The organism is Shigella sp. FC1967 (assembly GCF_001743005.1).
Lineage (GTDB): Bacteria > Pseudomonadota > Gammaproteobacteria > Enterobacterales > Enterobacteriaceae > Proteus.
In genome coordinates this window covers 1-6,846 of record NZ_MIIZ01000596.1, presented here as the reverse complement: position 1 = coordinate 6,846, position 6,846 = coordinate 1, and the positions used below count along the sequence as shown (strand labels likewise).

The window sequence follows — 6,846 nt, the reverse complement described above, 5'->3', positions numbered from 1 at the left end:
TGGTGCTTTTATTTCAATAATAATAAGTGGTGCTCTTTATAATAAATTAGGTATGAAATGCTTATTTATTATTGCATTGTTATTACACAGCATAGGTATTTCTTTATTAACACTTGTAAATAATAATACAGATATTCCATTACTTATTAGTACATATCTAATTATCGGAGTGGGTGGGGGGATTGGTGCAAACACTGCTCAAACCACCGCATTGTATGACTTTAGTGCACAAAAATTAGTTCAAGCAAGTGTTATTTGGAATATTAACAGACAAGTTGTTTTTAGTGTCGGGGCAACAATGGTTGCTATGTTATTTAATATTCTTTCTCTTTTTTGTTTACCACAAACAGCTTATAAAATGACGTTTTTTAATATACGCATTGATAGGCATATTACCTCTTATTTTATTATTGACACTAAAGAAAGATGTTATTACACAGGAAATACAAGATGAATTTTAATTCGGACTTAATTATAGAAAGCATTAAATCTCTGCATGATGAGATTGAAACCGTTTTTACGCAATATCCGCTATCTGTTGATGCTATTACAAAAATAGAACATCTTTTATCTCAAGAGTTTTCGATGGTTGGGATCAATGGAAAAGCAGTGAGTTATGATGACGTTATCGCGATGTTCAGGAAAAATGCAGGGAAAAGAAGTGGTCTGAAAATAAAAACGGATAATTATAAAATAATTTATCAGTCAGATTGTTTGGCGCTTGTCAGATATCAAGAAAAACACAGTGAAAATAAGAAAATTCTTATGCGTGAGTCAGTGGTATTATTGAGACGTAATTCTCATGATGAGTGTTGGCAATGGCACTATCTTCATGAAACTCCAATCTCAAATAATTAATTGATTTATATAAAAAACCAGTTTTTAAACTGGTTTTTTTCTGTCATTAAAAATAATACTGCTAAATGAGGCAATCTATGAATTTCTAATTAGCAAGCATTTTTATGCTGTCTTAATAAAAATATTTTTTCTATTCCGAGCATAAAGCATATTGCGTGTTGCAAAGAAGAGTTTATGATTGGCGCCTGAAAACTGCGTTTTCTATTCTTTACGTTACTATGATTCCCTTAGAGCGACCTCTTAAGTATAGTTAAGTAACCTGTGGCTACATTATTTATGGACTTAACTGGGGAAATGTAAGGGAGGTAATATGCAGTTTCTTTGGCCTGTTCGTGTTTATTATGAAGATACTGATGCTGGTGGTGTTGTTTATCATGCCAGTTATCTGAAATATTTTGAACGCGCTAGAACTGAGCTACTTAGAGAGAAAGGTTTTCATCAGCATGATTTACGGGAGTATGATCATGTTGTATTTGTTGTACGTAAATTATCAATAGAATATATTGCGCCAGCTCGACTTGATAATCTTTTGCAAATAGAAAGTGAAATTACCACATTGCGTGGTGCTTCAATGACATTTTCTCAAAAGATTATTAATGAAGATGGTTGTGTATTATGTAGCGCAGAAGTGCTCGTTGTCTGCGTAGATTCATCAAAAATGAAGCCAGTAGCGCTTCCTAAGTCCATTATCGCGGAGTTTAAGTAGTGGCTGACATGAATGTTATCGATCTCTTCCTAAAAGCAGGGCTTTTAGTCAAGTTGATCATGTTGCTTTTAATCGGATTTTCTATTGCATCTTGGGCGATTATTATTCAGCGAACAAAAGTTCTGAATGCCGCCGATCGTGAAGCTGCAGACTTTGAAGATAAATTCTGGTCAGGTACTGATTTGGCGCGCTTATATAAAGATAGCCAAGCTCGTCGCGATGAGTTATCTGGCTCAGAGCAAATTTTTCATTCTGGCTTTAAAGAATTTGCCCGTTTACATCAAGCAAATGTTCACGCACCTGATGCGGTTGTTAACGGTGCGTCGAGAGCTATGCGAGTCTCGTTCAATCGTGAACTAGAATCTTTAGAAAATCACATTCCTTTCCTTGGTACTGTCGGTTCTATTAGCCCATATATTGGTCTGTTTGGTACTGTCTGGGGGATTATGCACGCATTTATTGCATTAGGCAGTGTAAAACAAGCAACATTACAAATGGTTGCCCCTGGCATTGCTGAAGCATTGATTGCAACAGCTATCGGTTTATTTGCGGCAATCCCCGCAGTTATGGCTTATAACCGGTTTACGCAGCGTGTAAATAAACTGGAACAAAGTTACGATAACTTTATGGAAGAGTTCCTGACGATTTTACATCGCCAAGCTTTTACCTCCGCAGAAAAGAAATAGTTAACGCAGAAGGAGAGAGCTGATGGCACGGGGTCGCAGTAGCCGCCGAGGCGTAAAATCAGAGATTAACATTGTTCCTTTGCTCGACGTACTATTAGTGCTGTTACTTATTTTTATGGCAACGGCACCTATTATTTCGCAAAGTGTTGAGGTTGATCTTCCTGAAGCAACAGAGACACAAACGGTTTCAAGTAGTGACAATCCTCCTGTGATTGTCGAAGTTGCAGGTGTTGGGCAATATAATATTCGTGTCGATCAGGAAGTATTAGAATTATTACCACAAGAACAGATTATGGCAGAAGCTAAACGACAACTGGAAAAAAATCCGAAAGTTGTCTTTCTTATTGGCGGTGCTAAAGATGTTCCTTATGATGAGATAATTAAAGCGCTCAACATGTTACGTCAAGCAGGTGTTAAATCTGTAGGTTTAATGACTCAGCCTATGTAATTAGGTTGAAATAAGTTTGGATAATAGCGTGGGAAAGAAAACGAAGCCAATCCGAAGTAAATTGAGCGGTTCAGTTATCTTGTCTACCGCCTTACATTTGCTTGTTATCGCATTGCTTATCTGGGGGTCATTAACTCAGAAATGGGATTTAGGTGGTGGCGGTGGATCAGATGGGCAAGTTATTGATGCTATTATGGTTGATCCTAATGCGGTAGTACAACAGTATAACCAGCAAAAAGCACAACAGGCTAACGTCCAAAAGGCTGAGCAAGAACGTAAAGCGAGAGCTGAGCAGCAAGAAGAAGAGTTGCGTCAGCAGCAAATGAAAGAACAAGAACGTTTGAAAACGTTAGAAGTTGAGCGTTTACAAGCGAAAGAGGCAGCTGAAGCTCAAAAACGTGAAGCTGCATTAGCGGCTGCTAAAGCAAAAGAAGAACAAAAAGTTGCAGAAGAAGCGGCAGCGCAAGCGAAAGCAGAGCGTGATCGCATCTTAAAAGAACAAGCAGATGCAAAAGCTCAAGCTGAAGCAGAAGCAAAAAAACAAGCTGAATTAGCGGCAAAACAAAAAGCAGAAGAAGCTAAAGCAAAAGCCGAAGCAGATGCGAAAGCAAAAGCTGAAGCTGATGCCAAAGCCAAGGCTGAAGCAGAAGCTAAAGCCAAAGCTGCGGCAGAAGCTAAAGCGAAAGCGGCAGCTGAAGCAAAAGCCAAAGCAGCTGCTCAACAGCAAAGTAAGGCTGTTGATAGTTTGCTTGATGGTTTAGTCGCTGATGGTAATAAACAAAGTGGAGCCTCAGCTGCTGGACAGGGCGGAGGAAATCGCACAGGTGCAAATGGTGAAGGTGTAGATCGCTATAAAGGCCAACTGAAAGTCGCAATAGAACAGAAATTTATTGATCCAGAGTTATATAAAGGTAAAACTTGTGAGCTAAGGATTAGTATTGCGCCTGATGGAATGTTAATTAATGCGAAGATTGCAAGTGGTGATCCCGCATTATGTCAAGTGGCATTACGTGCAGCGAATACAGCTAAATTACCTAAACCACCGAAAGATGTTTATGAACAAGTAAAATCATCAACAATTGAGTTTAAGCCATAAAACTGTCTGATTGTAGGAAAACATACACTAATTTATAGCTATTTTAGAATGTTATTGATGCGCTGTATGGTGTTGTTGAAAAGCGTTTGTTACTATTCTGTACGTTATTGCGTAATAACCGCAATAATAAAAGGGAGACATGATGAAGCAGGCATTAAATGTTATCTTCGGGCTTTTAATTTTATGCGTAACCACTTTGGCTAACGCTGAAGTTCGAATAGAAATTACACAAGGGGTAAATACTGCACGACCTATTGGTGTTGTTCCTTTTAAATGGGAAGGCACAGGTCAAATGCCAGAAGATATCGCTGGTGTGATTGCGGCTGATTTACGTAATAGCGGAAAATTTAATCCAATTGATGTATCCCGTATACCTCAACAACCTGTTACCGCATCTGAAGTCCAACCTGCACTTTGGACTGCATTAGGCATTGATTCTGTTGTTGTGGGACGAGTGCAACCATCAGCGGATGGTCAATATTTGGTAAGTTATCAGCTTGTTGATGTTGCAGGCTCACCCGGTGCCGTTTTATCTCAAAGTGAGTTTAAAGTTCCATCTAAATGGCTACGTTACGCTGCACACACAGCGAGTGATGAAGTGTTTGAAAAACTAACAGGTATTCGTGGTGCATTCCGTACACGTATTGCTTATGTCGTTGTGACAAATGGTGGTGCATATCCTTATGAATTGCGTGTTTCAGATTATGATGGATTTAACCAAGATCGTGTTTATCGTTCATCACAGCCATTAATGTCACCAGCATGGTCGCCAGATGGTGCTAAACTTGCATATGTGACCTTTGAAAGTGGTCAATCTGCTTTAGTCGTGCAAACATTAGCAACAGGTGAAATTCGCCAAATTGCATCATTCCCAAGACATAATGGTGCACCTTCGTTTTCACCAGATGGCTCTAAACTGGCATTTGCGCTTTCTAAGAGCGGTAGCTTAAATCTGTATGTTATGGATTTAGCCAGTGGAAATATGACACAGGTAACCAATGGCAGAAGTAATAATACCGAGCCAAATTGGATGCCAGATGGACAAACCTTAGTCTATACTTCAGATCAAGGTGGTCGCCCACAAATATACAAGATTAATATTAACGGTGGAACACCAGAGCGCATTACTTGGGAAGGTAAACAAAATCAAAACCCAGCAGTAAGCTCAGATGGTAGTTTCTTAGTTATGGTGAGTTCTGAAAGCGGTAGGCAACATATCGCTAAGCAGGATCTGGAAACGAATTCCGTACAATATCTAACAGATACGTTTCTGGATGAAACGCCAAGCATCGCTCCTAACGGTACAATGGTTATTTATAGCTCTACACAGGGCTTAGGCACCATTTTGCAGCTAGTATCGACTGATGGACGTTTCAAAGCGCGTCTTCCGGCGACTGACGGTCAGGTTAAATCACCTGCCTGGTCACCGTTTATGTGATGCATAAAAATTATGTATGGCAAACAAATAAAGGAACAAATAGAGATGCAATTAAACAAAGTGTTTAAAGGGTTGATGTTAGCATTACCACTCGTTGCTGTTGCAGCATGTAGCTCAAACAAAAACGACGATCAAACTGATACAAACAATGTACCTGTTGTTGAACAAGGACCTACTGCTGAAGAATTAGCGCGTCAGCAATTAGAACAACTGAAACAACAAAACATCGTTTACTTCGGTTTTGACAAATATGACATTAGCTCAGACTACGCTAACCTGTTAGATGCACACGCTGCATTCCTGCGTGCAAATCCATCAGTACGTATCACTGTAGAAGGTCATGCTGACGAACGCGGTACTCCAGAATACAACATCGCTCTGGGCGAACGTCGTGCTAACGCAGTGAAAATGTATCTGCAAGGTAAAGGCGTATCAGATGATCAACTGAAAATCGTTTCTTATGGTAAAGAAAAACCAGCTGTACTAGGTCATGACGAAGCCGCTTATGCGAAAAACCGTCGTGCAGTACTGGATTACTAAGAGAACGGCATGAACAACAGTAACTTCAGACCTTTCGTGATGAGTCTGTTGTTACTGGTTGGCGTAGCGGCTCCCGTAGCCGCTATTGCCCAAGCGCCAATCAGTAATATCGGTTCAGGTTCGACCGATGAACGACTCGCCCAACTTGAGCGTTTTTCAAATGCTCACAGCCAGCTTTTGACCCAATTACAGCAACAACTCGCTGATTCTCAGCGTGATATTGATATGTTGCGTGGCCAAATTCAGGAAAATCAATACCAGTTAAATCAAGTTGTTGAACGTCAACGCAACATCTATCAACAATTAGATAGCCTTGGTGGTGGTACTTCAACTTCAACAGAAGCCACTCAACCTGATAATTCTGCTTCTTCAACACCGTCTACGACAAATAACGCAGGGCAAGGTGATGAAAAGGCTGATTATAATGCAGCAATTGATATCGTACTGAATTCTAAAGATTACGATAAGGCAATTGTTGAATTAAACAACTTTATCAATAATTATCCGAAGTCTAGCTATCAATCAAATGCACAATTTTGGTTGGGTCAGATGTATTATCTAAAAGGTAATAAGGATCAGGCAGCAAGCACATTTGCTATTGTTGTTAAAAACTATCCAAAATCTCAAAAAGCAAGTGAAGCCTTTTATAAAATTGGTTTGATCATGCAAGAGAAAGGGCAAAAGGATAATGCTAAAGCTGTTTACCAACAAGTGATTAAGCAATATCCAAATAGTGCTGGCGCTAAATTAGCGCAAAAGCAGTTGGGAGCACTCTAATTATTAACCCCGTAATGTTAGATGTTGCATTTTCGGGGTTAACTGATTGTTTTTTCAACGGTTGAGTTTTTTTTTTGAAAAAAAACATTGCACAAAAACATTAAATCAGTATTATTACCCGCCGTTGCCACAGAGAATGTGGTGAGTTCGAAAAAGGGTCGTTAGCTCAGTCGGTAGAGCAGTTGACTTTTAATCAATTGGTCGGGCGTTCGAATCGCCCACGACCCACCACTTTCGAACATCAATCCGTTTTATTGAAATGGGTCGTTAGCTCAGTCGGTAGAGCAGTTGACTTTT

8 protein-coding genes, 1 tRNA gene and 1 pseudogene are annotated in these 6,846 nt (G+C 39.6%); all 10 read left to right on the top strand.

Annotation, left to right across the window (positions count from 1 at the left end):
* Positions 1-454: pseudogene (locus BHE89_RS06480) on the top strand (MFS transporter); the annotation flags it as partial.
* Positions 451-858, top strand: coding sequence for a hypothetical protein (locus BHE89_RS06475; protein ID WP_069370102.1), 408 nt, complete (start codon positions 451-453; stop codon positions 856-858). The pseudogene BHE89_RS06480 and the gene BHE89_RS06475, both read left to right, overlap by 4 nt.
* Before the next feature lie 310 nt (positions 859-1,168).
* Entirely contained in the window at positions 1,169-1,564 is a 396-nt protein-coding gene (ybgC, locus tag BHE89_RS06470) for a tol-pal system-associated acyl-CoA thioesterase (RefSeq protein WP_069370103.1), read from the top strand.
* Positions 1,564-2,250 carry a Tol-Pal system protein TolQ gene (tolQ, locus tag BHE89_RS06465; RefSeq protein ID WP_069370104.1) on the top strand — a complete coding sequence of 229 codons (687 nt, stop codon included), beginning with the start codon at positions 1,564-1,566 and terminating at the stop codon, positions 2,248-2,250. Before ybgC ends, tolQ begins: the two co-directional genes overlap by 1 nt.
* 22 nt (positions 2,251-2,272) lie before the next feature.
* On the top strand, positions 2,273-2,698 hold the full coding sequence (tolR, locus tag BHE89_RS06460; RefSeq protein WP_023581195.1) for a colicin uptake protein TolR: 426 nt from the start codon (positions 2,273-2,275) through the stop codon (positions 2,696-2,698).
* A 28-nt stretch (positions 2,699-2,726) separates the two neighbouring features.
* Positions 2,727-3,794 (top strand): cell envelope integrity protein TolA, encoded by a 1,068-nt coding sequence (gene tolA / locus BHE89_RS06455; protein ID WP_069370105.1) that lies wholly within the window; start codon positions 2,727-2,729, stop codon positions 3,792-3,794.
* A gap of 142 nt (positions 3,795-3,936) precedes the next feature.
* The gene (gene tolB, locus BHE89_RS06450) at positions 3,937-5,232 is read left to right on the top strand and encodes a Tol-Pal system beta propeller repeat protein TolB (RefSeq protein ID WP_069370106.1); all 1,296 of its coding nucleotides are present in this window, start codon (positions 3,937-3,939) and stop codon (positions 5,230-5,232) included.
* A 45-nt stretch (positions 5,233-5,277) separates the two neighbouring features.
* Positions 5,278-5,772 carry a peptidoglycan-associated lipoprotein Pal gene (gene pal / locus BHE89_RS06445; protein ID WP_069370107.1) on the top strand — a complete coding sequence of 165 codons (495 nt, stop codon included), beginning with the start codon at positions 5,278-5,280 and terminating at the stop codon, positions 5,770-5,772.
* 9 nt (positions 5,773-5,781) lie between these two features.
* Positions 5,782-6,549, top strand: coding sequence for a tol-pal system protein YbgF (ybgF, locus tag BHE89_RS06440; RefSeq protein WP_069370108.1), 768 nt, complete (start codon positions 5,782-5,784; stop codon positions 6,547-6,549).
* A gap of 155 nt (positions 6,550-6,704) precedes the next feature.
* Positions 6,705-6,780 (top strand) — tRNA-Lys (locus BHE89_RS06435).
* Positions 6,781-6,846 lie beyond the last annotated feature (66 nt).